The sequence below is a fragment of the Providencia sp. PROV156 genome (assembly GCF_028480905.1).
GTDB lineage: Bacteria > Pseudomonadota > Gammaproteobacteria > Enterobacterales > Enterobacteriaceae > Providencia > Providencia hangzhouensis.
Genome location: NZ_JAMPPE010000004.1, coordinates 37,653 through 62,656 on the forward strand (window position 1 = coordinate 37,653; position 25,004 = coordinate 62,656).

Genomic DNA, 25,004 nt, shown 5'->3' on the forward strand with positions numbered 1-25,004 from the left:
ATGGGAGTACCGAAAATAAATTAAAAGAGCCCTTATACTTTATATATCAATATATAAGGGCTCAGTTTAGCGGTGATTAACGAACGATTTCTAATTGGCCATCAGAATAGCCCGTCGCGCGCCAATCAGGGACATACATTGATTCAACTTGTGGTACTGGAATGCTATACACACCCGGTGTCACTGCACGTGCTAAGTAGACTAAGGTAGTTGGGCGATACTGCTGAACTTCAACGGCAGCCACAAAACGGTCATCACGGTATTCCATATGGCGAATTTGTGATTGCTGCATGTCATCAATCAGTTCTTGCAGGTTCGGCGCAGACTCACTCAAATTAGCGCTACTGTTCGCTAAATTTTGGTTTTCCAGTTCTAAGCCCGCTGGTAGTAAGTCAACCACTAGCGCATCTGGTACGCTTTGGGATGCTTGAACTTCCAATTTAACCACCACCATTTCACCGCTTCTTAGCCTATCTAACGAAATGCGGTTACCTTTCATATCATAGTAACTACGAGTGATACCCAGCACATTCGAACTTGGCTTCGGCGAATGTTGTGGATAACCCACCACGTTTAGGCGTGTGTATAGCGTATTGGTTCCCGTGTTTTCGATGCTATAACCTGTTTCTAATTGTGCTTTACTCAAGAACTCACTCACGGGTTTATCTGAAACCATCGGAGGTTCTTGGCCATTGATCGTTGCTTTCCACGGCGCTTCACTTTCATTTAAGTAGAAACGACCCGCTAAATACAACGCATTGCTCTCTTGTGTTGAGAAATAACGTTGAGAAGTCAAGTTATTAGATAAAGTTTGCAGTTTTTGGTCACGGGATTTTGGCATTAAATTATATTCATTTAATAGCGCAACAATCATCGCGTCATCACGGATCACCGAACCGTAATCCCCTACATAGCTGTAGCGGTTACGTTGTTTTTTCAGTCCGTCAATCACCGCGCTCTCACCACGTGATTTATCCCCCATCAAGTTCAACGCAACACCAAGCTGAACGAGCGGTAAACCACTCGCTGCATGATCTCTTTGGTTATAAAGTTGACGTAATGCGCCTAAAGGTGCTTTTTGCTGTGACGCCAACACTAAGCCTGCATAAGCTTGAGTTGCGAAACGCGCACCTGCCTGATTTTCCGTATAAGGATAATTGATTTGGCTACCATCTTGTAAATAGCTCAATAAGCGCGTGTTTGCGTTACTGATAGCGTCTTGCGGAACCGTAAACCCACGCTGATTCGCTTTATTCAAGAAATCCGCCGCATATGCAGTTAACCAATACTCTTCGCGGCCGTTTCTATCCCATAACGAGAAACCGCCATCATTACGTTGCATACTTAACAAATGCGGAATACCAATTTCAATCGCTTTATGACGATCCGCATCTGTTTGCGTTTTAATCCCTATCTTATTCAGCTCAGCTTGAGTTGAGAATAATGATGGATATAACCCGCTGATAGTTTGCTCCAAGCAACCATATGGGTAAGCAAATAGCTCTCTAATATAACGAGAAATATCTAACGGTGGACGGCTAGTTAATAGCACTTGCCCTTCTAGGGTATCGGGTTGTAACCCGGCAATTTGGTTAGTCGGCAACGCCCATGAGGTGCCTGGCTCAATAGCAGTTGCAAAAGAAACAGTTTCTGCTGGTTGTGCCGGACGAACCCCGACTTTCCAACTATTACTGTAATCTTTATTGGCTTCGCCTTGAATTTTCACACCATTAATGGTCATTGACACTTCACCTTCACCGAAGCCGTAGTCTGCTCTGACAGGTAGATTAATCGTGGTACGTTTGCCTTTTGGTAACTCCAACTCACGGCTGCTGACACCATCAAGTTTCACCATTCCTGATGCCTTGAAATTGACGGTCACATTTTGTGTATTATCCGTCATATTGGTCAAATCAAGCGCAAAGTAAGACTTATCACCACCAGCCATAAAACGTGGCATCGACATTTGTGTCACTAATGGTGCCGCGACAATCACTTTGCTATCCGCATGGCCGAACTCTTTTTCATTCCATGCTTGGGCCATCACACGTAATTCCCCGTTAAAATCAGGGATAGCGAGGCTAATTTCACCCTCGCCGTCTTTATTTAATGTGACAGGTTTGGCTTGCTCCGCAATAATTTGCACTTCAGTGAGTGGCTTCATACCACCACGCTCTAATGCTGCATCCTCGCTGTCACCACCAAAGCGCAAGTTAGCAACCTTACCTTGTCCTTCAATTAAATGACCATAAACGTCATATTGGTCAACGCTATAACGCTTACGGCCAAAAAAGGCATCATACGGGTCTGGGGTTTTGAAATCCGTGATATTCAATACACCAGTGTCAACCGCAGATAACAACACATTCACTTTTTCAGGTAACGGTTTGCCATCTTGTGCTGTCGCTTTAATTTTTACCGTTAAGTCTTGGTTTGGACGCATTTTATCTGGCGCGGAGAGTGCTAAAGCAATCTTACGGTTTTCATCTGCGATTGGTAAATGCAACACACCCACCGCACGTTTTACCGTTGCTTCTTTAGAATCGTCTCCTGGGCGCACCACAACTGCTGAGACGTACAAGTCATGACGAGCCCACTCTTTATTGACTGGGATTTCAACGTCTAAGCCTTTTTCTGGCACATCAATTTCTTCCCACCACAATGGACCGTTGCTCGATTCGAGCAATATATACCCTTTACCGGCTTTAGGAGATTCAATGCGAACTTTAGCTTTTTCACCCGGCAAGTACGCAGGCTTATTCAAGCTGAGTTTCACTTGGTCAGGACGAACTGAGCCACTTCCCCCTGTGTTATCTTGCCATGAATACCCTGCCCAAAACTGGACGCTCGACACTAGCTGATTTTCTGGGTTAACAACTTCTAGGCGGAATGCCCCCCAATCCACAGGGAAAGACACTTTCGCCGTTCCGTCTTTAGCAATAGCAATATTTTCATTCGCCATAACGAGGTCTTTTTGGTCATAATTTGAAGACCAACCACCACTTTCAGACCAACTCCAGTAATAATCACGACGCTCATACACTAAACGCACGGTTAAGTTTTCTGCTGCCAGTTTATTACCTGCGGCATCAGCCATGACTAATTCAAATTCTGCGAGTGAATTTTCATCCACATTGTGACGTTTTACATAACGGTCAGTGCGGTAATCATAAATTTCTTTTTTCGCAAATAATGGGCGAATACCGACCAGTTTTTCCGCAGGCCAAATGGCTTGCTCGGCACGGCGCGTCACAGGACGTCCGCCAGCCTCAAGCAAACTTGCTTGTAAAACAGCCGAAATAGGTGAACGTGTTGAACTCCAATTGCTATTTGGAATTGAAATCACGGTTTCACCGTTACTGTCCAGCGTCAAGTCAAACTCGTCCAACTTACGTGGTAAACCTTCTTCATTGACAGCACCAAATTCAAAACCAGGTAATTTTGCGACCGCTTCCCGAGCTGCTTTTAAGACAATTTGCCCTTGTAGCTGGTTATCAGCCGCTGGCGCACCGTATAAATAACGACCTTGAATATCAAAATCGACAGATTGACTTGTTAAACGAGGGACATCGCTGCCCTCAATTTCCAGAGCCATACGTTCTGGCATAAAATCTTCAACATTAAATTTGTAGTAACGCAGTGGTGAACCATCACCTAAATCAAAGCGAAGCGACCAACCGCCTGTTTCTGCATTTTTAGGAATTTCAAATTGATATTGATATAAGCCATTTTGGTTTTCTTCTGGTTGCCAAACAAAACTACGAACCACTTGCCCATCAGTTTTTAATACATCAACTTTAACTGGCTGAGTTTTGACTGGGTTACCATCGCCATCACGCAATAGACCATTTACTAGCAATAATTCACCTGGGCGATACAAATCGCGAGGACCGAAGGTGAAAAATTGTTTTGCGTAGCCTTCTGGCCCTGAAATATCGAATTCGGATAAATCAAGCGCTGGCTGAGTGAGGTCAATCATACTGGTTTGCCCTTCATGGGTTGCCAGCAATAATTTTCCACCCGCTAATTTATCTAGCTGAGCATGACCATCGCCATCTGTCGTACCTTTTGTTACTAACTGGCCTTTTTCATCCAAAATACGCAGCTCAACGCCTTTAATTGCAGAGCCTTTCGCTAAGGATTGAGTGAAAACATCGACACGGTCTTGGTAACTGTGTAGTGATACACCAATATCACTCAATGTGAAGACAGTTGCAGGGAATTGATAACTATAGCTGCCTGCTTTTTGCATGATGGCCAAATACACGCCATCTTGCTGTAACTCTTTGACATCTTTCAACGGCAGTAAAATGGTTTGGCGGGTATTTTTATCTGGATTTAAGTCAAAGCGGCCGGTATAAGCCAACTCCACTTTGTCGAGAAACTCTTCGGAATACCAATACTCATAATTACTACGATACTGCCACTGTGCTAAAAATTGTGGTAATTGCTTTTCATCCACACGGAAGAAATTGACGTCGACCTTATCAACGTTCAAGGCAATCACAGGTAAGCCTTGAGCAACCTTGCTAGGTAATAAAGAGCCTTTACTTGCAAAACCAACGGTTGGGATGATTTGTGCAGTGGTCAATTTTTTCTCAAAATTTTCGGTCGTCGTACGCTCATTAACCGCTTTAATACCCGGGTTAATGGTTAAGTTTAACTCTTTAGATGGCGGAAGATGGCGAAAACGGAGTTCCATTTGGTTATCAGACAGTTCCCAAGCGCCATCTAACTTACCCGCTTTAACATCAATGAGGTTAATGTACTGGCCAAAGTCTTGGTTTGCTTGTAGTGGAACCGAGAATGTCACCACCATGGCACTCGCACCATCAAGCTGTAATTCAGACGCATCCAGAATAGTTAAATCTTTCCCTGCATATTTTTTTATCATTTCTTCAGTGGAAAGTTTCGGTGCTGCTTTTTTCTGTTCTGCAACTGGCGCTGTTTTGGTTTGATTTTCTGGCGCTGTGGTTGAAACATTTGGCTCATTTTTGGTTGTTTCATCTGTATTATCACAACCAGCCAATGCCACTACCGATGCCAACGCAAGTGCTAAATAACGCTTTTTGGTTTTGAGACCCGCCAATGAAGCCCAACTTGATTGTTGTTTCATTACCGCCCGCCCTTTAATTAGTTAAAATTGATTCTGTTTTTTAAGGTTTTAACAGGAGATTAAAACCCTCTACATACTTAGAAATGTTTAAAAACACACACAGATAAATACTGCTGATATTATTTCAATTATCGAAACAATTTAACAGAATGTGATTAGAACACCTATCAGACAAAACGGAAAAAATGATGGGAGAGAAAAACAGAGAAATGAAATAATATTTTTTAAATAGTAAGCAGAATATATATTTAATAAATGAGCAATATGCATTTTATGAGTGAGAAAAAATATTTCCCTCACTCTATACATGGAATTATTAGGTGTTTTTTACTGGGATTGTGTCCCGCAAGAAGCTACCAAGACGACGCTGGTAAAAAGGCTGAACGTGTTGAGTAATAAAATGGCTAACACCTTGTTCATTTTCATTCACCACACAAAAATCAATAGACTCGTCATCAGCTAAAAACTCACAAGCAAGCGTCCCAGCCCCATGGATAATTGAATCAATATTTTCTGCTCCTGTGGTAAACTCCAACGCTATCATTAAGATAGGCGCTTCTTTAGCAGAATCGCTCTCTGTTGCGGAGACCATGAAACCGCGTCTGACCACTTTGTGTTGTTTAAAAAATTCAGTAAGCGCGTCAACAATGGCTTGTGGCTGATCTTCTAACACACTTAATTTAAGTGATGAGCCTTTCGGCACTGTTAATTCAGTAAATTGGATCTCAGTTTCTTGGTTGGAACTGTTATTATTCGATTGCTGCGACATTGCCAATCCCCTGCTATTAAAAATAATCGCTTATTATACTCGCAAATACGTCAAGGTAAAAAAATAGGCACGAAAAGTCACCTTCCCGTGCCTGTTATCAATCAAACATTCGCTACTTTGATTTACTGATTAATAAGTTAGCTAATGTTCTTACACCTGTACCCGTTGCGCCTTCTGCCCATAAGCTAACTGCAGATTTACGGTAAGTCGCTGAGCAGTCAATATGCACCCAATTTTGACGATAATTTTCGACAAAATGCGATAAAAATGCCGCAGCGGTGCTTGCGCCTGCTGTGTGCGATGGTGCCGCAATATTGTTCAAATCCGCAAAACCAGACGGTAATTGTTGGCGATGGAACTCTGCCAGTGGTAAACGCCAGAACAGTTCAAATTCAGCGTCTGAAGCGCTCATTAAATCAGCAACTAACTTGTCATCGAAACTCAATACAGAATGGTAGTCATTACCCACGGCAGTTTTCGCTGCGCCCGTCAAGGTTGCTGCATCAATAATTAACGTTGGTTTTTCTTTGCTCGCATCAATCAGGCCATCGGCTAGGACTAAACGACCCTCAGCATCTGTATTCATTATTTCAACGGATTTACCATTGCGGTAACGAATAATATCACCCAATTTGAATGCATTGCCGCTAACCATATTGTCAGCAATGCACAGGAACATTTTCACACGTTTTTGTAAGCCACGTGAAATCGCCAATGCCAATGAACCTGCTAATGTTGCTGCACCGCCCATATCGGCTTTCATTGAATTCATTGAGGATGATGGTTTGATACTATAACCGCCTGAATCGAAGGTAATTCCTTTACCCACTAACGCAGCAAATACAGGGGCATTTGGGTTGGCTCCTGGGTTGTAATCCAACGCCAAAAATACAGGTGGACGACTTGAACCACGACCAACCGTATGAATACCGGTATAACCTTGTTCTAATAAATCATCACCTTTAATAATACGGTAGCTAATGTCTTGTGCGCCGACAGTGCAGAGTAAATCAATGGCGCGTTGTGCGAGTTGTTCTGGGCCTAACTCTTCTGCCGGTGCGTTAATCACATCACGTACCCAATCAATGGTACGAATGCGGTTTTCTAACTCTTTACGATCCGCTTCTGGCAACACTGGCCATTCAATCGTTCTAGCCCCTTTTGGCGCACGAAAACCTTGCCAAAATGCCCAGCTTTTTTCTAAATCCCAGCCTTCGCCAGCCAAAGCAACATTACGGATCCCTTGGCCATCTAATTTACGGCCAGCGCTTTGTACTGCACATAATTTACCTGCATGTTTCAGGTGGATTGTCATCCCTTTATCGCTAGAGCTTAACAATGCGCCTTCGCCCCAACAAGGTGCAGCAGGCTCACAAGAAATCATTACTGGCATAATTTGTTTTATCATCGTTTTTCTCACTTTGTCTATTTTTGCAGACAGTAAAAGCCCATTTATTCTGTCGGCAGATGGCATTACCTTAACTGATAAATACCAATAGGGATATCATTATAGTGCTGATATAAAATAAAAAACCGAGCACTATTTCTGACAGTCACTCGGTTTTTAGGGGAAAACCCTACTTATTCGAATTCATCCAGCCAAACTAACAAAATCGCTTCTAGGATTTTCTCGTTCGATTTTTGCGGATCATCATCAAATTCTTCTAAATCGCAAATCCACTGGTGCATATCGGTAAAGCGCACCGTTTTTGGATCAACATCTGGAAATGCGTCATACAGTGCTTCACCGATTTCACGGCTATTTGACCATTTTAAACTCATCATTTTCTCTCATTATATGAACAACTATTTTTCGAATTATAGCCCTTTGAATCATACCAACGGATCTTTTTCAGTTATTCTTCATTATACTGTTTGTGAGAGGTAAATCGATAAGTGTTTCCAAACAAGCCAATGTAATACCTTGCTCTTTTAATGCTGTAAACAAACCGCTTGATGAAGCATAAGGGAAACCCAACTTTTCTTTGATATTTTGAATTCGTCTATTTTCACTGGCTTCTGAACAACCTTGAATATAACTGATTTCTTTTACCTTACAGTGCGAAAGCAGTAGGCGTATGGTTATCATCTCTTTTCGTGTAAAACGAATATGGCCAAAACGCATATATTTTTGAGGATTTAATAGTTCCGGTGCAACATTCTTTGTTTGCCCTAATAATTGCGTCTTTATAGGAATATTCGCTCTCATCGGTAAAGTAACATCAGGATTTTTTTTCCAAAGCTGGTGGGCATACTCAGAAATCATGGGACGATGCTTATAAATAGATAACATTTCAGATAATGTGAGCTGCTTATTTGAATTTACAGTAGTAATTTCAAATGTACTCCCATATCTATTACAAAAATCAACTTTAAATTTACTTTTTTTCGATTTAGCTAGAATCTTCATGAAAACTTCTGGGTAATTATTCCAATATTGGATGCTCGATTTTAATCTTTCTTCCACCAAAAGATCCAACCCACTGTTTAGACTTATTAATTGCCATTCATAATTATTAGATGCTATATGCATTGTTTTATTTTTTAAATCAACACAGAAATAGGTAACATCAACATCATGCCAATCAAAAATATTTATAAATTCATTTTTAAAATTACTACATACATCTTCAAAAACTTGGCTTTCAGCATTCATATCAATTCCTTAATAAAGTTTAACTTCCCGTTTTTGTCTCTATTTCAAAATCTTTAGATGGTTTTTTATAAATTAAAAATCGAAGTACACCACACAATGTTAGAAATAAGCCCACATAGGCTATATTAATATTAACAAGATAAGTTGTAATCAAAGGTGAGACACCACCAAAAAGCATTGCTGTAAAGTTAAAACCTAACGCAAGTGTAACAACCTTTCCTTTTGCCGCTTTAAACAACATAAAGGGGGTCGTTGCTAGAATCATTGCTGCATATATATTGATAATTAATTGAGAAATAATAGTTAATATTATAGATTGACTGCTAATTAATAAAAATATAGGAATTGATAAAAACACCATTCCTATCACACCGAGGTTATATACCTTTTCCAAAATATTATATTTGTCGGTAAGCCAGCCACAAATTAACATAAAAGATAGAAGTAAAATTGACAATAACAGTGCCCATACAGTCCTATCTTCTATCATTTGCATTTTTTCAAGAAACATAGCTGTTGAAACATGCTGCACAAAGAAGAGCACATTTCCAGGTATGGTTAATAAAAAAACAAAAAACATATCCATATAACTAATAGGTACTGATTTTATTTTTTCACTTGAATTATTAGGCAATTTCATTCTAAACCAAAAGCTAATAGCAATATTAAGCACTCCTAAAAACAGGGGAACTCGCCATCCAATACTTTGCATCATCTCTGGTTCTAAAAAAAATTCCAAAGCAAATACAACTGTAAGTGAAATAATAATACCGAATGCTGTACTGCCATTGATTATGGCTGATAACCTTGAGCTTTCATTATTCTTAGAATTATTAAAAAGGTAAGTAATTAATGATGGATATTCTCCTGCAAAACTAAATGATAGTGCCATTTGCAAAATTAAAATGGCAATAGGAGTGTAATTCCCTAATAAATTAATAGGTAATAATGCCATGCATAGTGTAGCTGTCCCTGTTATAAAACTTGTTAAAACCAATGCGGACTTTTTACCAACACTGTCGGCATACCTCCCTATAATATAAGCGCCAACAGGCCGAATAATAAAACGCAATGCAAATATACCCCATACCATCTCTGTCGCTTGGTTATAGCCTAGCCGCTCTAATTCTGCGCTGAGATAACTCGATATTGCCGCAAAAACAGCAATATCATAATATTCAAGTGTATTACCAGCCACTGCGCCAAATCGATATTTCCATTTCATGATAAAATTCCTTTTTATCTCCAACTTTATTTAATTAGCATTTATATAAACATTGAATCATTGTATTTTAATCCAAAGGTAACTACTCAATATCGATATTATCTATAACATAAAAAATAAAGCGCACAAAGTGATAATTTAATTACTAACTTTAAATCAGCAAGTAAATAAAACAAAAAAATTTCATAATATATAAATAATTAATTTATTAAAATTAAATAAAATATTAAGAGTTGCATTTCACTTTCAAAAAAAAAAAACAAAAGAAAATAATAAGGAAAATATTAAAATACAAAAAATCACTCTTATTACATATATGAATAAATATTAAGGACGATTTACTGTTATTTTTTAAATAATTCACATTGTAGCTAGACGGCAAATGAGAGTATTTTGGAGAGCATACAAAAGTATGTGACTAGGGTTAGCGAAAGAAGCCAACAACGCTACAGCGTGAAGCATAACATGTATTTTGATTTTTTAAATAATTCACGTTGTAGCTAGGCAGCGATTGAGAGTAGCTTGGAAAGCATACAAAAGTATGTGACTAGGGTTAGCGAAAGAAGCCAACACCCCTACAACGCGAAATATAACAAACTATTCAATGCTCTAAATAGTTCGTGTTGTAGGTAGGCGGCAATTGAGAGTATCTTGGGGAGCATACAAAAGTATGTGACCCAAGTACTCGAAAGAAGCCAACACCCCTACAACGCGAAATATAACGAGCATTAGTGTTCGCGGGCGTGATTGATAGTATAACGTGGTATCTCCACCACTAAATCCTCATCCGCCACCAATGCCTGGCAACTTAAACGACTTTCTGGTTCTAACCCCCATGCTTTGTCTAACATGTCATCTTCGAGTTCACTACTTTCTTCTAGTGAATCAAAACCTTCGCGAACGATGCAATGACAGGTTGTACAAGCACAGGATTTTTCACAGGCGTGCTCAAGCTCAATACCGCTGCGTAATGCAACATTTAAAATAGACTCGCCTTCTTGTGCTTCAACGACAGCACCGTCTGGACATAAATCACTATGAGGTAAAAAAACTATTTTAGGCATAATTATATCTCATCCACAGAATGGCCTGACAACGCTTGGCGAATGGACGTATCCATACGACGCGCTGCAAACTCCTGCGATTGCTTATCCAGTTGTTTAATGGCATTTTCAATTACGATTGGGTCTGTACCCTCAACCGCTTTAATTAACTCATTGACCGCATTATCAATTTCTGACTCTTCTTCTGGCGTCAGTAAATTGCCATCTTGGGCTAATGCGCTCGTTAAACTTTCAAGCACTCTTGCAGCTTCAACTTTTTGCTCCGCTAAGCGGCGCGCATTTAAGTCATCTTGCGCGTTAGTCATTGAATCTTTAATCATGTTTGAAATTTCGTTATCCGTTAACCCATACGATGGCTTAACTTGAATCGAGGCTTCTACACCAGTGGATTTTTCCATAGCACTGACACTCAACAGCCCATCAGCATCGACTTGGAAAGTGACGCGAATATGAGCCCCACCGGCTGCCATTGCTGGAATATCACGTAAGGTAAAGCGCGCTAACGAGCGGCAATCTGCCACCATTTCACGTTCACCTTGCACCACATGCACACTCATTGCCGTTTGGCCGTCTTTAAATGTGGTAAATTCTTGCGCTCGAGCAACTGGAATCGTCGTATTGCGCGGGATCACTTTTTCAACCAATCCCCCCATGGTCTCTAGACCAAGGGATAACGGGATCACGTCCAATAACAACATTTCGCTGTCGGGCTTGTTCCCTACTAAGATATCGGCTTGAATTGCGGCGCCAATTGCCACCACTTTATCTGGGTCGATGGATGTCAGTGGTGATTTACCAAAAAACTCCCCAACTTTTTGACGTACTAAGGGTACGCGAGTCGAACCACCAACCATAACAACGTTCAGCACCTCTTGTGCCTCAACACCTGCATCTTTCAATGCACGACGACAAGCCATCAGTGTACGTTTCACGTAAGTTTCAATTAACGTTTCAAACTGCTCACGACGAATTTCCCCTTGCCAATTGGCAAGCTGAATAGCCACGGCATCTGCGTCACTGAGCGCAACTTTCGTTTCTGTTGCCACATTTAATAGTTGACGATTTAAATGATGATCGCCTTGTAATGAAACGCCTGCTTGCTCAGCAATCCACTGTGCCAGTACTTGGTCGAAATCATCGCCCCCAAGTGCAGTATCGCCGCCCGTTGCCAACACCTCGAATACACCGCGGCTTAAACGCAAAATAGAAACATCAAAAGTACCACCACCAAGGTCATAAACAGCAATCACGCCTTCTTGCCCAGAGTCCAACCCGTAAGCAATCGCAGCGGCAGTCGGTTCATTCAGTAAACGTAATACATGTAAGCCTGCAAGGCGCGCCGCATCTTTTGTACCTTGGCGTTGTGCATCATCAAAATAAGCTGGCACCGTAATCACTACGCCATCCATTTCACCACCTAAGGTTTCTTCTGCACGTTTTGCTAATGTTCTTAGAATGTCAGAAGACACTTGGATTGGGTCGACTTGGCCAGCCGCAGTTTGAATAAATGGCAAACCATTTTCACTGGCACTTAGTTGATAAGGTAAGTCAGGGTAGCGTTTTTGAATATCGGCCAATGAACGCCCCATCATGCGTTTCACTGAAATAATGGTATTGACTGGGTCTTGCTCTGCAAGTTGCTTCGCATCCCATCCCACTAGTTTGCTTTCAGGCTGATAATTAACAATCGATGGTAATAAAAAACGCCCTTGATTGTCAGGCAAAGCCGCAGCTTCACCACTGCGCACTGTCGCAATCAAAGAGTGGGTGGTACCTAAATCAATGCCAGCAGCCAATTTGCGTTGATGCGGAGCTGCTGTCATACCGGGTTCGCTGATTTGTAGTAACGCCATAATCGTTTTCTCTTAAAATTCATCTAGTAACCGTTCTTCGAGTTGCTCAGCTTGCTGCTGAAGCTTATCGAGAAAACGTAGTTTACGTACGGTATCAGCGGCTTTTTCCCACTGCATGGCATCTAGCTCTGTCACCATCAGTGCGCTTCGTGCTTGCTGCATTTGTTTGACGTTTTGCATAAATTTAGCCAATAAATCAAGTGCATCATCACTGTTTTCAATATTGTCTAACTCTTCACGTAGCTCAAGCTGCTCCATTAAAAATGCCGTATCATGCATGGTATGTTGTTCGTTATTAATATCAAAACCATGTAATGAAAGCATATATTCCGCGCGTTTTAGCGGGTGACGAAGGGCTTGATAGGCAGCATTAATGGTTGCTGCTTTTTGCAGTGCTTGCATTTTTTCCTGTTCAGAACAGGTTGCAAACCGGTCAGGATGGTATTGACGCTGTAAGTCTTGAAAACGTAACGTCAGTTGTTCGCTATCGATGGCATAAGTTGGGGTCAACCCAAAAAGAGTAAAGTAATCCATAAGTGCTCAGTTTCTCGAACCGGTTACCAATGCCACTAACAAGTTAATATTAGTGAGATTGGCCGAAAATTAGGCTTAATTGAACGCATTATACGTGAAAACTTTCACCGCATCCGCATTCACTATTGACGTTAGGGTTATTAAATTTAAACCCTTCGTTTAAGCCTTCTTTAACGAAATCCAGCTCAGTACCATCAAGATAAACAATGCTCTTGCCATCGACGATGACCTTCACGCCTTTATCTTCAAAAACCGTGTCTTCTTCATTGATTATATCAGCGAATTCAAGAACATAAGCCATTCCTGAACAACCTGAAGTTCTTACACCTAAACGCAAGCCCTCGCCTTTTCCACGATTTTGCAGAAAGGATTGAATACGCTGCGCAGCACTTTCTGTAAGAGAAATAGACATTGCAAACCTCACTTTAGAAACAAACAAGGCAGATGCTACTCATGAGTCGCATCCGCCTTCAAATTATTTTATACCCACCCTATTTCTAAGCTAAGAAACTCAGCGATGTTTAGCCTAGAAGGCATGAGTATTGTTCCAGTTATAGGACGATAACTTGTTGTTATTTATTAATATGGCTTGCCCTATAGACTGATTAAAAACTTATTTGCTTTGGCGTTTGCTTTTGTAATCAGCAATAGCAGCTTTGATTGCGTCTTCCGCTAGAATTGAACAGTGAATTTTCACTGGTGGTAATTCTAACTCTTCTGCAATGGCTGTATTTTTGATTGACTCTGCTTCGTCCAAACTTTTGCCTTTCATCCACTCAGTCACGAGTGAACTTGAAGCAATTGCTGAACCGCAACCATAAGTTTTAAAACGTGCATCTTCAATAATGCCGTCATCATTTACTTTAATCTGTAATTTCATGACGTCACCACAGGCAGGTGCGCCTACCATACCGCTACCGACGCTTGGGTCGCTGTTGTCAAACGAACCAACGTTGCGTGGGTTTTCATAATGATCGATAACTTTTTCACTGTAAGCCATTTTTAAACTCCTGAAACCGTCTGATTAATGGTGAGACCATTCGATGCTGTTAAGATCTACGCCGTCTTTAAACATTTCCCATAAAGGAGACAGCTCGCGTAAGTGGCCAATTGCGCCATGAATCATTTTGATTGCATAGTCAATTTCTTCTTCTGTCGTGAAACGACCTAAAGAGAAACGGATTGAGCTATGTGCCAGCTCATCATTCATCCCTAAAGCGCGCAGTACATAAGAAGGTTCTAGGCTTGCAGAAGTACATGCAGAACCTGAAGATACAGCCAAATCTTTTAATGACATCATCAGTGATTCACCTTCAACATAGTTGAAGCTGACGTTCAGAATGTGCGGCGCACCGTGTTCTAAATCACCATTGAGGTAAACTTCTTCGATATCTTTAATACCGTTCCACAAACGTAACCGTAAACCGCGTAAACGCTCAGATTCCGCAGCCATTTCTTCTTTGGCAATACGGTAAGCTTCGCCCATACCAACGATTTGGTGTACAGGTAATGTCCCAGAACGCATACCGCGCTCATGACCACCACCGTGCTGCTGCGCTTCAAGGCGAACACGTGGTTTACGTCGGACATACAGTGCACCAATGCCCATTGGGCCATAGAGTTTGTGCGCAGAGAACGACATTAAATCAACTTTTAACGCATTCAGGTCGATGGGCAACTTGCCCACGCTTTGAGTTGCATCGACGTGGAAAATAATCCCTTTGCTACGGCATAATTCACCAATAGCTTCGATATCCTGCACTACACCAATTTCATTATTAACATGCATAATAGAAATTAAAATAGTGTCTTCACGGATAGCGTCTTGTAGGTCTTGCATAGCAATTAAACCGTTGCTTTGCGGTGACAGGTAAGTCACTTCAAAACCTTCACGCTCTAATTGGCGGCAGGTATCTAAAACGGCTTTGTGTTCCGTTTTACAGGTAATAATGTGGTTGCCTTTCTTTTTATAGAAATTAGCAGCGCCTTTAATCGCTAAGTTATCAGACTCAGTTGCGCCTGAAGTAAACACGATTTCACGCGGGTCAGCGCCCACTAATTCGGCGATTTGATTGCGAGCAATATCTACCGCTTCTTCCGCTTGCCAGCCGAAACGATGAGAACGGGACGCTGGGTTACCAAAGTTCCCATCCATTGTTAAACATTGCATCATTTTTTCAGCCACACGCGGGTCAACCGGTGTTGTTGCTGAATAATCAAGATAAATTGGTAATTTCATTGCTCACTTACTCCAAAGGACAAGGTAACTTGCCTTTAATTTTTAAAGATACAAATAGCGGAAATTAGCTCTTCGTCTAACAACTCACCAAGATGTACCGACTGCAATTTTTTTAATATTTTTAAGCACGTACATTGATAATCGATTCAGGTGTAATCCCATTTGGCATGGTTTTACGCTGTTCGTTATCTTGTCTATCAGCAACAACCATGACTTCTTGGTTTTTAACCAGCTCATCAAGGCTAATGCTGCTAAGGAAACTTGTAATTCTATCGCTTAAATCGCGCCATAGTGCGTGAGTTAAGCAGCGATCGCCATTTTGGCAACCTTCTTTATTACCCTGGCAACGGGTGGCATCAACAGATTCATCTACCGCAGCGATTACTTCAGCAACAAAGATTTGGTCTGCGTCTCTACCAAGCAAATAACCGCCGCCTGGACCGCGCACACTCGAAACCAACTCGTTTTTGCGTAAACGAGAGAAAAGTTGCTCAAGATAAGAGAGGGAAATTCCCTGACGTTCAGAAATGTCAGCTAAAGGCACTGGACCTGACTGAGAGTGTAATGCGACATCTAACATCGCAGTTACTGCGTAACGCCCTTTGGAAGTGAGTCTCATAACATATTACTCCGTGGTAAATTATGGTCAGATTGTGACATTCCTGAGTAATTTAGTCAACTATTTACCTGACTAATTTACTCAAGTATTATTCACCTACTTTTACCACGGATTTCGCCTCACTTTTTCGCCCATTTTTCCATTGACGTTAAGATACCCCGCAGGATATGTAACTCTTGGGTTTCGATATGCGCTCGAGTGAATAAACGGCGTAATTTATTCATAATTAAGCCTGGGTGGGCTTTACGGATAAAACCGGATTCATTCAACACGCTTTCAAGATGGACATAAAAACGCTCAACATCTTCTGACGGCGGGTATTCTACCTCATCATCTGCGGAAATTACCGTATTTTTTTCATTCATTGAAAGATACGCCATACGTATCTCATAACTCACCAACTGAACCGCCATCGCTAAATTCAAAGAACCGTATTCAGGATTCGTTGGGATATATAAATGATACTGACATTTTTGTAATTCTTCGTTGGTCAATCCTACTCGCTCACGACCAAAAACAATCGCAACTGGCGATTCTTTGGATTGCTCAACAGATTTAACGCCACATTCACGTGGCTCAACCATCGGCCAAGATAAAGTACGAGAACGCGCACTAGTGCCGATCACTAGTTTACAGCCTTCTAAAGCTTCATCGAGAGTTTTAACGATTGTCGCATTACCAATAACATCACTTGCTCCTGCAGAAAGCGCAATAGAGTGTGAGTCTGGTTCAACAAGAGGGTTAACAAGATAGAGATTAGAAAGCCCCATGGTTTTCATTGCACGGGCCGTTGAGCCCATATTACCAGTGTGTGAGGTCTCAACAAGAACAATACGGATATTATCTAACATGGTTTATACGTTTCATAAAAAAATTATCGCAATAGCTTAACACAAAATTGCTTATTGTGACGAACATCTATATACTTCGGCACTCAAGTTTTTCGTTCTTTAACATTCCAGTGGAAAAAGCCCATGCATCCGATGCTTAACATCGCCATACGTGCAGCACGTAAGGCCGGTAATCACATAGCTAAAAACTATGAAATGCCTAGCAATATTAAAGTCACTCAGAAAGGCACTAACGATTTCGTTACTAACGTTGACCAAGAATCTGAGCAACTGATAATTGAAATCATCCGCAAGTCATATCCAGACCACACTATTATCACTGAAGAAAGCGGTGAATTAATTGGTAAAGATGATGATATTCAATGGGTAATCGATCCACTGGATGGCACCACCAACTTCACAAAACGCCTCCCTCATTTTTCTGTTTCTATCGCTGTACGCGTTAAAGGCCGTACAGAAGTTGCTGTTGTCTACGACCCAATGCGTAATGAATTATTTAGCGCAGTACGTGGACAAGGCGCTCAGCTTAACGGTTATCGTATTCGCATTGATGAAAAACGTGACCTTGATGGCGCTATCGTTGCGACAGGTTTTCCTTTCAAACAAAAACAGCACGCTGCGGTATATATGAATATCATGACCGCAATGTTCGACAAATGCGCTGATTTCCGTCGTACGGGTTCTGCGGCATTAGACCTGTGTTATGTTGCCTCTGGTCGTGTTGATGCATTCTTTGAAATCGGCTTAAAACCATGGGATTTCTTAGGCGGCGAGCTAATCATGCGTGAAGCCGGCGGTATCATGACTGACTTTATTGGCGGCCATAATTATATTGCATCGGGTAACTTAGTCGCTGGTAGCCCACGTGTTGTTAGAGACATACTGTCCGTCATGAAAGATGAATTATCGGAAGCATTAAAACGCTAATTCATTCAGACTAGAAATAAATTAGCGCCAAACAAAAACCCACTCTTATTGTGGGTTTTTATTGTTACTTAAAAATAAATTGTTGTTTAAAACAAAATAACACCTTTAATTAATTCACGATTATTAATAACATCACTTTCATAAACATCACCAATGGTATCAAAGTCAAATTGGTGTGTTAGCATCATCCCACTAGATAACTTACCTTCAGCCATTAATCTTGCAACTTTATTGAAGTCTTCAGGCGTTGCATTACGACTCCCCATCATTGTTGTCTCTTTTTTATGGAAATCGGGGTCTGGAAACGATAAATTACCTTTAAATAGGCCAACAAATACAATTAAACCACCATGACGAATTAAATTCACCGCGGTGTTCATTGCGTGTTGATTCCCCGTAGCATCAATGACTTTCTCAGCAAGCATGCCTGAAAAATGGCCTTCAATGCTTGATAAGTAATTTTCAGCCGCTGGGTCACACGTTTTTAAGCCTAAGACCTTTTCAACATGTTGGCGACGTGCCTCACTGGTATCAGCCACTAATACGTTAGCACCATCCGCTTTGGCAATTGCAGCAACGCCAAGCCCTATCGGCCCAGCCCCTACGACTAAAACAGTATCTTGCGCTTTAACCTGCGCACGCCTGACGGCATGAGCACTGATTGAAAATGGTTCGATCAAGGCGCCATCAATATCTGTGACTGTATCTGCAATCGCTAATACATTTTTCTCTGGGACATTTAAATATTCACAAAAACCCCCGTCTTCGTGGACGCCAATAACTGAAATTTTTTCGCAACAATTTGTTTTTCCTTCCTTGCACGCACCACATTCGTAACATGCGACATAAGGCATCACTGCAACACGTTGCCCGACTTTCCACTGCGTGATATCTGATGCAACCTCACAAATAGTTCCAGAAATTTCATGTCCTAATACGCGTGGATATTGAAAAAATGGCTGGTTTCCTCCCCATGCATGAATATCAGTTCCACATATACCAACCGCATGAATTTTTATTTTTACGTGCCCAGTTTGAACTGTAGGTTCAACAACTTGTTGATAGACTAATTGTTTAGGTTCTTGGCAAATCAATTGTTTCATATTTCCCTCCATCAATTTATCTGTCTTTTTTAATTTAAAAAACATAGACTAGATAATTAACAACCGAATTTTGTGATTAAATGTTTTTAAATCGGTTTTAAATCGGTCTTTAAAGAATAAAAATCAGATTCAAGGAGTATTTAAATGGTGAGGAGTAAAAATATACGCTATGGGTCAATTAATGAATTCTTAGATGCCATACATAAAAATTTATTAACATCCCCCTTCCCCTCACAATCTTCTTTAGCAGAGATGTTTAATATCAGTCGAACCACCGTGAGACATACCCTCGAATATTTATTAGAAAAGAAAATCATTGAAAAACAAGGGAATGAATATCATGTCATTCGCTATCCCAATAAAACTGATTTCTTTCCTGTTGAATCAAGTCTCCCTGATCAACAAATCGTCTTATTCGAAAAAGCGTTTTATCAAATGATTAAACGCAAAGAATTGATGCCCGGAGATACTTTTACTGAATTACAATTAGCAAAAAAAAGTCATGTAAGTTCTAGTGTTGTTCGGGAGTTCTTAGTGGAGTTTTCCCGTTATGGGTTAATTAAAAACACCCACCGAGGAAATTGGCATATGATGAAGTTTTCACGTGAATACGCAGAAAAACTTTTTGAGTTTAGGGAGTTACTAGAAACCAATGCATTGACTCATTTTTTAAATTTACCACCAGATGACCATCGTTGGATTTTAGCGAAAGAGCTATTACTCAAACATAGAACACTGCGTGAAACCGTTACTATCAATTACCGCGACTTTTCTCAACTAGATTATGAACTACATAGCCTTATTTTATCGGGTGCCAACAACCCATTTTTTAATCAATCTCTTGAAATCATCACTGTGATATTTCATTTTCAATATCAATGGGATGAATCAGATTTAAAAGAAAGAAATGTACTGGCAATTGAAGAACACATGACCATTTTAAGTGCGTTAATTAGCCGTAATGATATTGTCGCGATGAATGAACTTAGACATCATTTAGATACCGCTAAACGAACTATGATCAACTCCATACAGCAAACTTATGAATAAATAACATTAGTTTACAAGGCCAATGGATGGCCAATGACGAATTATTTCTTTGGGTCGATAATGGTACACATCAAACAAAACCTGAATTTTTCAGTAAAAAAACAGCTTAATTATAAAATTATTATTATCAAAAATTATAGAAAATAAAATTATCACTATATTTCAATTAATTAAAAGACATATTTATTGAACAGATTTAATCTATCAATAATTCATCTGTTTTTAACTGATAAAAAACACATTAAAAACATCAAAAAGCCATTCATTCCACAAAATTGATGCAATTAATAGTCCATAGAAAAAAATACTTCTAGTCTGAATCAACACCAGATGATTAATACACATAATAACTAGAGGAATGGTCATGGATTACTTAAATAGACAGTCAATGGCTAATAAGCAATACCCAGAGAGAATTTTGCAATTCGGAGAAGGTAATTTTTTACGTGCTTTTATCGACTGGATGGTTGACCAACTGAATGAAAAGACAGATTTCAATAGTGGCATTACGCTTGTCAGGCCAATTGACTCATCTCATCCCTCAATTAATCAACAAAATGGACTTTATACTGCCATCACCAGGGGAATTAATGAACAAAAACAAAGCGTTTCTAATATAAGGATTATTAATTCGGTTAACCGTGAAATACTTATCTATTCTGAATATGATAAATTTTTAAAGTGTGCAGAAAATCCCGAATTACAATGGATCTTCTCTAATACTACGGAAGCAGGGATCGTATATAAACACGACGTACGCTTAGAAGATACACCAGCAAGTAGTTTCCCTGCGAAGCTTACTCAATTTTTATTTCACCGCTTTCAACATTTTAATGGCGATAGTAGCAAAGGGTTGTTCATCATCCCCTGTGAGTTAATTGACTATAATGGCGATAAGTTACAAGAGTTTGTAAATCAACATGCACAAGACTGGCAACTTCCCACGGATTTTATCGCTTGGCTAAATAGCAGTAATACGTTTTGTTCTACGTTAGTCGATAGAATTGTTACTGGCTACCCGAAAAATGAAATTGAAAAACTGGAAAAAGAATTAGGTTATAAAGACGATTTTCTCGTCACTGCTGAATATTTCTATTTATTTGTTATTCAAGGGCCAAAAATACTAGAGCAGAAGCTAAAGTTAAATGAATTGCCATTAAATATCAAAGTAGTAGATGACATAAAACCCTACAAAGAACGTAAAGTTGCAATCTTAAATGGTGCACACACTGCGATGGTTCCCGTTGCTTATTTAGCAGGGATTCGAACTGTTCGTGATGTCACTACCAACCCAATCTTTTTATCTTTCATCAAAGATTTAATTGATAATGAGGTTATTCCTGTTTTATCTCAAAGCCCTTCGGAGCTTATGGCTTTTGCCTCCGCAGTAATTGACCGTTTTAATAACCCATATATAGAGCATGAGTTACTTTCAATTTCTCTAAACTCGCTAACTAAATTTAAAACTCGTTTATTACCTCAATTAATCTCTTATGTTAAGCAATACAATAAAATTCCTTATTGCATTTCATTTTCACTTGCTGCACTTATTGTTTTCTATCGAGGAAAACAGGGTGAACAACTCATTCCTTTAAATGATGATGATTATTTACTCGAACGCTTTAAAGCTTGGAATGAGCTCTATGACTCAAATGTAAAACAACTGACTGAAAATGTGCTAGCAATGTCTGATTTATGGGGATTAAACCTCAACGAAATACCACAATTACAAGATGATGTGAGCCAAAAAATCACAGATATTCTGAATAGTGGCACAGAAATAATGCTACGCAAAAAATACATTGGTTAGAAAAAAACTAAATACTTAAAACAATAAATCCCCCTACAGGAGATACCTTTATGAAACTGAGCACATTAAACGGAAAAACATTTCTTAGCTTAACACTCAGCACAATGCTATTAATGGGCAGCATGACAGGTGCCGCATTCGCCGATGCTAAATATAAGCTAAAAGTCGCTTATGAAAATAACCCCGGAGAGCCTTTTGACTTAGCTATCCACGAATGGGCAAAGAAATTCAATGAAAAAACTAATGGTGAAGGTGAGTTAATTCCTTACCCAAGCTCACAATTAGGTTCTAAAAAAGATGTCATCGAACAAATGAAGTTAGGTAGTCCATTAATTACCTTAGCAGATGGTGCCTTCTTTTCTGATTATGTACCTGATTACGGTATTATGTTTGGGCCGTACTTAGGGCTATCTTATAAAGATATTTTTAAATTAAATGCCTCACCTTGGTATGGTTCCTTAGAACAACAGTTAGATAAAAAAGGCCTTCATGTGGTTTCTAAAGATTGGCTATATGGTTCACGTCATATCTTAGCCAATAAAATGATCCAAACCCCAGATGACCTAAAAGGTTTAAAAATTCGCGTCCCCAACAATAAAATTCAAATTAAAGGTTTAGAGGCAATGGGAGCCACACCAACACCATTACCTTTAGCTGAAGTTTATACTGCACTTAATCTCAAAATTATTGATGGTGCAGAAAACCCAATTCCAGTGCTATATGGGCAAAAACACCATGAAGCTGCCAAATTCTTAATTCTAACTGGCCATGTAGAAAACGTAACCAACTTAGTCATGGGCAGCAAAACCTACGCTAAATTACCTGAAAATATTCAGCAGGCTTTAGTTGAATCAGGAAATGAAGCTGGGCAATTCTTAACAGATTTAGTCTTACAGCAAGAGAAAGAGATCATTGAGAAAATGAAAAGTGAAGGTGTTACTGTTGTTGAAGTAGACAGAGCGCTCTTCAAAGAAAAATCTAAGCCTTTCTATAATGAATTCCCTGAATGGTCTGCGAATTTATATCAACAAACTCAAGATATTATTAATAATTAACCCTATTACTTGGCGGTTAACACCGCCAAAATTTTTACAATACAAATGGTTGACTATTATTCTCGCAAGGATCTTTTATGTTTAAATTTCTGGGGAAATTAAGTGATATAGTGGCTTCGCTTGCTGTTGCTGCTATCGTCATTATTACCATTCTTGCTGTATTCATGCGTTGGCTTCTTAATGACCCTTTAATGTGGAGTGAGGAAGTTTTAATTATTTGCTACATATGGTTGGTTATGATTGGAGCAGCATCCGCTGCGGGTAAAAGAATGCACGTCAGTATTGATGCTATTACCTCTTTATTTCCTGAAAAAGTACAATTAGCTATCGCGGTCATTACGCATATTATGGCCATTATTGCTTTATCAATTTTTGGGTATCTTGGATATGAACTCTCGATTATCGCAGAAGATAAAATAACACCAATTATTGGTGTTTCTTATTACTATATCGACCTTTCTGTTCCCATTGGCGCATCCATCATGGTGTTATTTTCTATCCAACATTTACTGGAAGACATGAGTAAATTAATAAAAGGAGATAAACCATGTCAGTAATTATCGCCTGTATTGTATTAATATTCTGCTTTTTAATTAATGTTCCCATTTTTTTAAGTGTGCTAATTGCATTACTCACTTATTTCTTTTCTGCTGGTGATATATCTCCTCTTATTGCAGTTCAGCGCATTATTGGTGCAGGAGAAAATGTCACGTTACTTGCTATTCCTTTTTTCATTCTGTTAGGTAACCTTTTGAATTACACGGGTATCACTAGCCGAATGTTAAAATTTACTGGCACACTGTCTGGGCACTACCCAGGGGGACTTGCCCAATCTAACGTATTATTAAGTACAATGATGGGCGGGCTCTCTGCATCTAACCTTGCTGACTGTGCCATGTTATCTAAAATGTTAGTACCCGAAATGACCAAATTAGGTTATGGGAAAAGCTTCTCTGCCGCTGTCACTGCTGCAGGATCATTAATAACACCTATAATTCCACCAGGTATTGCATTAATCATCTATGGATTTGTTGCCGATGTCTCTATTGGTAAGATGTTTATGGCTGCAATCATTCCTGGTTTAATGTGCTGCGTTGCTTTAATGGTTACAATTTATCTTATTGCCAAAAAACGTGGATACAAACCTGCTAGAGACAAAGCGCCTACATTTGCTGAAGTTTACCAAACAGGTAAAGGAGCAATGTCAGCTTTCCTCTTAGTCCTCGTTATTATTGGCGGAATTCGCTTTGGTATTTTTACACCGACAGAAGCTGGTGCTATTGCTGTACTTTACGTTATTGTAATTGGTACCTTTTTTTATCGTGAAATGAAGTTAAAAGACATTGCGGCCTCATTTTTAGAAACAGCTCGTTCAACAGCAAGCATCATGCTCATTATTATGACTTGTTCTGCATTAGCATGGGTATTGACGAACGAGCAAGTGGCACAAGATGTTGCCAAAATGATGACCAGTTTCTCTGATAATCCATATGTCTTCTTAATGATTGTCAATGCGGTGCTTTTAATTCTAGGTATGTTTATTGAAGGTAATGCAGCAATTATTGTTCTTGTTCCATTATTAATGCCTACAGTAAAACTTTTAGGAATTGACCCTATCCATTTTGGCATTGTCATGATCCTTAATTTAGCTATCGGATGTTTAACACCCCCTATGGGAACGGTAATGTTTGTTGCCACATCGATTACTGGTGTACGTATTTCAGACTTTATTCGTGAGGTCATGCCACTGTTCTTTGCATTAATTATCGTATTACTCTTAGTCACTTTTATGCCTGTATTTACGACTTTCCTACCTAGCTTATAAGATAAAATTATATCTCAATGGCAAGTCATTAACTATGACTTGCCATTTTATTATCAATTAATTTTTTATAAATTAAATTTTATTTAATTTCACAAATTAATATTACTTTTGTTTATTGTTAAGTTAATTGATCTTTATCCTTGTCACAATAACATGCACAACAAGAAATACTCAAAAAGATAAACTACCAACCATCAAAAGTTACACTTATTACAAGTAAGCATAAAGTAATTAGAAAAACAATATCACATTAAATTCATATATATAAAAAAGACATTAATCTCATTAAATATTTTTTTGATTTTTAA

The 25,004-nt window shown here is 39.5% G+C and carries 21 protein-coding genes; 6 read left to right on the top strand and 15 right to left on the bottom strand.

Translation table 11 applies throughout. The annotated features are described in order from the left end of the window. Positions 1–76: 76 nt before the first annotated feature. From PSF31_RS03780 to trmJ, 14 genes are all read right to left on the bottom strand, one after another. Complete coding sequence (locus PSF31_RS03780) at positions 77–5,116, bottom strand: alpha-2-macroglobulin family protein (protein WP_096863447.1); 5,040 nt, start codon at positions 5,114–5,116, stop codon at positions 77–79. A 316-nt stretch (positions 5,117–5,432) separates the two neighbouring features. Then, positions 5,433–5,885 carry an enhanced serine sensitivity protein SseB C-terminal domain-containing protein gene (locus PSF31_RS03785; RefSeq protein WP_004264902.1) on the bottom strand — a complete coding sequence of 151 codons (453 nt, stop codon included), beginning with the start codon at positions 5,883–5,885 and terminating at the stop codon, positions 5,433–5,435. A 112-nt stretch (positions 5,886–5,997) separates the two neighbouring features. Next, a complete protein-coding gene (gene pepB, locus PSF31_RS03790; protein WP_096863471.1) occupies positions 5,998–7,293 on the bottom strand; it encodes an aminopeptidase PepB in 1,296 nt (431 codons plus the stop codon). Positions 7,294–7,466: 173 nt separating this feature from the next. Beyond that, complete coding sequence (iscX, locus tag PSF31_RS03795) at positions 7,467–7,667, bottom strand: Fe-S cluster assembly protein IscX (RefSeq protein WP_004912658.1); 201 nt, start codon at positions 7,665–7,667, stop codon at positions 7,467–7,469. 70 nt (positions 7,668–7,737) lie between these two features. Continuing rightward, entirely contained in the window at positions 7,738–8,541 is an 804-nt protein-coding gene (locus PSF31_RS03800; protein ID WP_164561147.1) for a hypothetical protein, read from the bottom strand. Positions 8,542–8,560: 19 nt separating this feature from the next. Continuing rightward, a complete protein-coding gene (locus tag PSF31_RS03805) occupies positions 8,561–9,766 on the bottom strand; it encodes an MFS transporter (RefSeq protein ID WP_164561148.1) in 1,206 nt (401 codons plus the stop codon). 728 nt (positions 9,767–10,494) lie between these two features. Beyond that, complete coding sequence (fdx, locus tag PSF31_RS03810; RefSeq protein ID WP_004264910.1) at positions 10,495–10,830, bottom strand: ISC system 2Fe-2S type ferredoxin; 336 nt, start codon at positions 10,828–10,830, stop codon at positions 10,495–10,497. 2 nt (positions 10,831–10,832) lie between these two features. Further along, positions 10,833–12,683: a Fe-S protein assembly chaperone HscA gene (gene hscA / locus PSF31_RS03815; protein WP_096863446.1), complete on the bottom strand. Its 1,851-nt coding sequence runs from the start codon at positions 12,681–12,683 to the stop codon at positions 10,833–10,835. Between the two features lie 12 nt (positions 12,684–12,695). Continuing rightward, positions 12,696–13,217, bottom strand: coding sequence for a co-chaperone HscB (gene hscB / locus PSF31_RS03820; RefSeq protein WP_094961711.1), 522 nt, complete (start codon positions 13,215–13,217; stop codon positions 12,696–12,698). Between the two features lie 88 nt (positions 13,218–13,305). Beyond that, positions 13,306–13,629 carry an iron-sulfur cluster assembly protein IscA gene (iscA, locus tag PSF31_RS03825; protein WP_004264913.1) on the bottom strand — a complete coding sequence of 108 codons (324 nt, stop codon included), beginning with the start codon at positions 13,627–13,629 and terminating at the stop codon, positions 13,306–13,308. Between the two features lie 201 nt (positions 13,630–13,830). After that, on the bottom strand, positions 13,831–14,217 hold the full coding sequence (gene iscU / locus PSF31_RS03830; protein ID WP_004264914.1) for a Fe-S cluster assembly scaffold IscU: 387 nt from the start codon (positions 14,215–14,217) through the stop codon (positions 13,831–13,833). Between the two features lie 24 nt (positions 14,218–14,241). Then, complete coding sequence (locus PSF31_RS03835) at positions 14,242–15,456, bottom strand: IscS subfamily cysteine desulfurase (RefSeq protein ID WP_004264915.1); 1,215 nt, start codon at positions 15,454–15,456, stop codon at positions 14,242–14,244. 121 nt (positions 15,457–15,577) lie between these two features. Next, positions 15,578–16,075, bottom strand: coding sequence for a Fe-S cluster assembly transcriptional regulator IscR (gene iscR, locus PSF31_RS03840; protein WP_004264917.1), 498 nt, complete (start codon positions 16,073–16,075; stop codon positions 15,578–15,580). A 119-nt stretch (positions 16,076–16,194) separates the two neighbouring features. Beyond that, positions 16,195–16,926, bottom strand: coding sequence for a tRNA (cytosine(32)/uridine(32)-2'-O)-methyltransferase TrmJ (gene trmJ, locus PSF31_RS03845; protein WP_004264918.1), 732 nt, complete (start codon positions 16,924–16,926; stop codon positions 16,195–16,197). 123 nt (positions 16,927–17,049) lie between these two features. On the opposite strand from trmJ, the gene suhB reads away from it, so the two are divergent. Continuing rightward, on the top strand, positions 17,050–17,853 hold the full coding sequence (suhB, locus tag PSF31_RS03850; RefSeq protein WP_004264919.1) for an inositol-1-monophosphatase: 804 nt from the start codon (positions 17,050–17,052) through the stop codon (positions 17,851–17,853). An 86-nt stretch (positions 17,854–17,939) separates the two neighbouring features. Here the strand turns inward: suhB and PSF31_RS03855 are convergent, their stop codons facing one another. Continuing rightward, a complete protein-coding gene (locus tag PSF31_RS03855) occupies positions 17,940–18,956 on the bottom strand; it encodes a zinc-binding alcohol dehydrogenase family protein (protein WP_164561149.1) in 1,017 nt (338 codons plus the stop codon). A 144-nt stretch (positions 18,957–19,100) separates the two neighbouring features. Here PSF31_RS03855 and PSF31_RS03860 point away from each other — a divergent pair, with 144 nt between their 5' ends. The 5 genes from PSF31_RS03860 to PSF31_RS03880 all read left to right on the top strand — a co-directional run bounded on the left by PSF31_RS03860 (position 19,101) and on the right by PSF31_RS03880 (position 24,696). Then, positions 19,101–20,006, top strand: a complete 906-nt coding sequence (locus PSF31_RS03860) for a GntR family transcriptional regulator (protein WP_004264921.1) — start codon at positions 19,101–19,103, stop codon at positions 20,004–20,006. A gap of 364 nt (positions 20,007–20,370) precedes the next feature. After that, complete coding sequence (locus PSF31_RS03865; RefSeq protein WP_036958996.1) at positions 20,371–21,816, top strand: tagaturonate reductase; 1,446 nt, start codon at positions 20,371–20,373, stop codon at positions 21,814–21,816. A gap of 50 nt (positions 21,817–21,866) precedes the next feature. Next, positions 21,867–22,871, top strand: coding sequence for a C4-dicarboxylate TRAP transporter substrate-binding protein (locus tag PSF31_RS03870; protein ID WP_004264923.1), 1,005 nt, complete (start codon positions 21,867–21,869; stop codon positions 22,869–22,871). Between the two features lie 77 nt (positions 22,872–22,948). Beyond that, positions 22,949–23,428, top strand: a complete 480-nt coding sequence (locus tag PSF31_RS03875; protein WP_004264924.1) for a TRAP transporter small permease — start codon at positions 22,949–22,951, stop codon at positions 23,426–23,428. Beyond that, positions 23,419–24,696 (top strand): TRAP transporter large permease, encoded by a 1,278-nt coding sequence (locus PSF31_RS03880; protein WP_004264925.1) that lies wholly within the window; start codon positions 23,419–23,421, stop codon positions 24,694–24,696. Before PSF31_RS03875 ends, PSF31_RS03880 begins: the two co-directional genes overlap by 10 nt. The last annotated feature ends 308 nt before the right edge of the window (positions 24,697–25,004 follow it).

Coding starts and splice junctions, on each gene's coding strand:
- PSF31_RS03780 (WP_096863447.1), bottom strand. CDS start 5,116: ATGAAACAACAATCAAGTTGGGCTTCATTGGCGGGTCTCAAAACCAAA.
- trmJ (WP_004264918.1), bottom strand. CDS start 16,926: ATGTTAGATAATATCCGTATTGTTCTTGTTGAGACCTCACACACTGGT.
- iscR (WP_004264917.1), bottom strand. CDS start 16,075: ATGAGACTCACTTCCAAAGGGCGTTACGCAGTAACTGCGATGTTAGAT.
- suhB (WP_004264919.1), top strand. CDS start 17,050: ATGCATCCGATGCTTAACATCGCCATACGTGCAGCACGTAAGGCCGGT.
- PSF31_RS03835 (WP_004264915.1), bottom strand. CDS start 15,456: ATGAAATTACCAATTTATCTTGATTATTCAGCAACAACACCGGTTGAC.
- PSF31_RS03805 (WP_164561148.1), bottom strand. CDS start 9,766: ATGAAATGGAAATATCGATTTGGCGCAGTGGCTGGTAATACACTTGAA.
- PSF31_RS03870 (WP_004264923.1), top strand. CDS start 21,867: ATGAAACTGAGCACATTAAACGGAAAAACATTTCTTAGCTTAACACTC.
- iscU (WP_004264914.1), bottom strand. CDS start 14,217: ATGGCTTACAGTGAAAAAGTTATCGATCATTATGAAAACCCACGCAAC.
- PSF31_RS03785 (WP_004264902.1), bottom strand. CDS start 5,885: ATGTCGCAGCAATCGAATAATAACAGTTCCAACCAAGAAACTGAGATC.
- iscX (WP_004912658.1), bottom strand. CDS start 7,667: ATGAGTTTAAAATGGTCAAATAGCCGTGAAATCGGTGAAGCACTGTAT.
- iscA (WP_004264913.1), bottom strand. CDS start 13,629: ATGTCTATTTCTCTTACAGAAAGTGCTGCGCAGCGTATTCAATCCTTT.
- PSF31_RS03865 (WP_036958996.1), top strand. CDS start 20,371: ATGGATTACTTAAATAGACAGTCAATGGCTAATAAGCAATACCCAGAG.
- fdx (WP_004264910.1), bottom strand. CDS start 10,830: ATGCCTAAAATAGTTTTTTTACCTCATAGTGATTTATGTCCAGACGGT.
- PSF31_RS03880 (WP_004264925.1), top strand. CDS start 23,419: ATGTCAGTAATTATCGCCTGTATTGTATTAATATTCTGCTTTTTAATT.
- PSF31_RS03860 (WP_004264921.1), top strand. CDS start 19,101: ATGGTGAGGAGTAAAAATATACGCTATGGGTCAATTAATGAATTCTTA.
- PSF31_RS03875 (WP_004264924.1), top strand. CDS start 22,949: ATGTTTAAATTTCTGGGGAAATTAAGTGATATAGTGGCTTCGCTTGCT.
- hscA (WP_096863446.1), bottom strand. CDS start 12,683: ATGGCGTTACTACAAATCAGCGAACCCGGTATGACAGCAGCTCCGCAT.
- PSF31_RS03855 (WP_164561149.1), bottom strand. CDS start 18,956: ATGAAACAATTGATTTGCCAAGAACCTAAACAATTAGTCTATCAACAA.
- hscB (WP_094961711.1), bottom strand. CDS start 13,217: ATGGATTACTTTACTCTTTTTGGGTTGACCCCAACTTATGCCATCGAT.
- pepB (WP_096863471.1), bottom strand. CDS start 7,293: ATGATAAAACAAATTATGCCAGTAATGATTTCTTGTGAGCCTGCTGCA.
- PSF31_RS03800 (WP_164561147.1), bottom strand. CDS start 8,541: ATGAATGCTGAAAGCCAAGTTTTTGAAGATGTATGTAGTAATTTTAAA.